The sequence below is a fragment of the Marisediminitalea alba genome (genome assembly GCF_002993365.1).
Taxonomy (GTDB): Bacteria; Pseudomonadota; Gammaproteobacteria; order Enterobacterales; family Alteromonadaceae; genus Alteromonas; species Alteromonas alba.
This window is the reverse complement of record NZ_PVNP01000174.1, coordinates 1-1,578: the sequence shown is the minus strand read 5'-3', so window position 1 is coordinate 1,578 and position 1,578 is coordinate 1. Positions and strand designations below refer to the sequence as shown.

General features: G+C 49.9%; 1 protein-coding gene and 2 pseudogenes. All 3 read right to left on the bottom strand.

Going from position 1 to position 1,578, the window contains the following annotated elements; all coding sequences use genetic code 11:
* Positions 1-64: 64 nt before the first annotated feature.
* Positions 65-406, bottom strand: a pseudogene (locus C6Y40_RS15520) (ATP-binding protein); the annotation flags it as partial.
* A gap of 92 nt (positions 407-498) precedes the next feature.
* Entirely contained in the window at positions 499-1,272 is a 774-nt protein-coding gene (istB, locus tag C6Y40_RS15515) for an IS21-like element helper ATPase IstB (protein ID WP_276309523.1), read from the bottom strand.
* Between the two features lie 15 nt (positions 1,273-1,287).
* Positions 1,288-1,578: pseudogene (locus C6Y40_RS24810) on the bottom strand (IS21 family transposase); the annotation flags it as partial.

Below are 1,578 nucleotides of genomic sequence, written 5' to 3'. Positions count from 1 at the left end.
ATCCGGACACCGGCACCGGTTTAATCCGGACGCCTGTTTTCCTCGCTTTTCTCTAACCCTATTTTTATCCTATCTGTCCGGATTGCGCCAGTTTTCTCATTGATTCTCCTCCCAACTCAATCCGATGACTGTTGTGGATCAGCCTGTCCAGCAAGGCATCTGCCACCGTGGCGTTGCCTATCATGTTGTACCATTCTTTAACCGGGAGCTGGCTTACCATGATGGTACTGGCTGTTTGATAACGATCCTCCAGTAACTCCAGCAGATGACCGGCTTGCTCCTGGCTCATCTTTTCCATTCCCCAGTCATCGATTACCAGCAGCTGTTTCTTTGATAAGGCCAGAAGCTGTTTTTGATAACTGCCATCCAGCCGTCCTGAACTCAGATCATCCAGTAAACGGCTAAGGCGGTAGTGTCGATTGGCACCCTAATGGCGCCACCCATTTGCGGGCTAATGGAGCCACTTAAAACCGTCATTTTCGCCCTCAAACAGGGGGATTATTTCTCGCTTTTTCCTCCTCGTCCAGTCTGATCATTGTGCTCACGTAATTTTCGATAGCTTTCGCCCTCCAGAATCAGTCGATAAGCATTGTGTCTGAGTCGATCGAGCGTGGCAGCACCAAGTAGTTTATTTGGGAAGGCTTGCCCCCATTCGCTGAAGTCCAGGTTACTGGTAATGATCGTTGATTTTTGTTCATATCGTTCATCGATTAAGTCGTGTAAGTCTTCATCCTGAGGGGATTTGAGAGGCTTTAAACCGAAGTCATCAATGATGAGTAGGTCTACTTTAGCTAACGTCTGGAAGCGTTTCTCATAGGTGTTCGTGGCTCTGGCTGCATGCAAGTTCGCCAGCAGTTTTGCCTGAGTAAAGAACAATACATCAATGCCTTGTTGCACAGCACAATGCCCGATGGCTTGTGCCAGATGACTTTTACCCGTGCCGCACGGCCCTGCGATCAGCACCGCCACATATTCATCAATAAATCGGCAATCGGCCAGTTCATTGATATAAGCGCGGTTCAGGTTGGGATTGGCGTTCAGATCGAAGCTTTCCAGTGTTTTATTACCTCTGAAGCCTGCACGACGCAGACGTGTGGCATACTTTTTCTGGTCGCGTCTGGCCACTTCATCCTGTACCAGTAAAGCCAGGAAGTCGGGATAACTCAGTTGATGTTCAATGGCCTCACGATTACGCATCGCTAATGAGTCCGTCATACCAGAGAGGCGTAGTTGTTTCAGTAACGGTGTGAGTTCGGGGATCGGGTTGATCATGTGTTTTTCCTTGTTTTAGTGAGGGAGAAGTTTGTTGGGATCTCGGTGGAAGCGACCACCGCCGGTGTAAACATCGCTTAACGTATCGAAGGTGCTCGATTCATCAGGGTGCTGGTCCAGTCCTTTTTCAAGGATCTGTTTGACGGCGCTGTAACGCACATTGTCGAAGGTCAGTGCGCGTAAGCAGGCGGCTTCAAGGCGCTTGTCACCGTAGCGTTTGGCAAGGCCCACAACGCCTTGTGCAGCACGCAGGTTATCCAGTACGCGGCTGGCAAACAGGCGCTTAATAAACACATGGCAGGACTC

Bases quoted from the DNA above. Each gene is read 5' to 3' on its own strand.
- istB (WP_276309523.1), bottom strand. From the start codon at position 1,272: ATGATCAACCCGATCCCCGAACTCACACCGTTACTGAAACAACTACGC.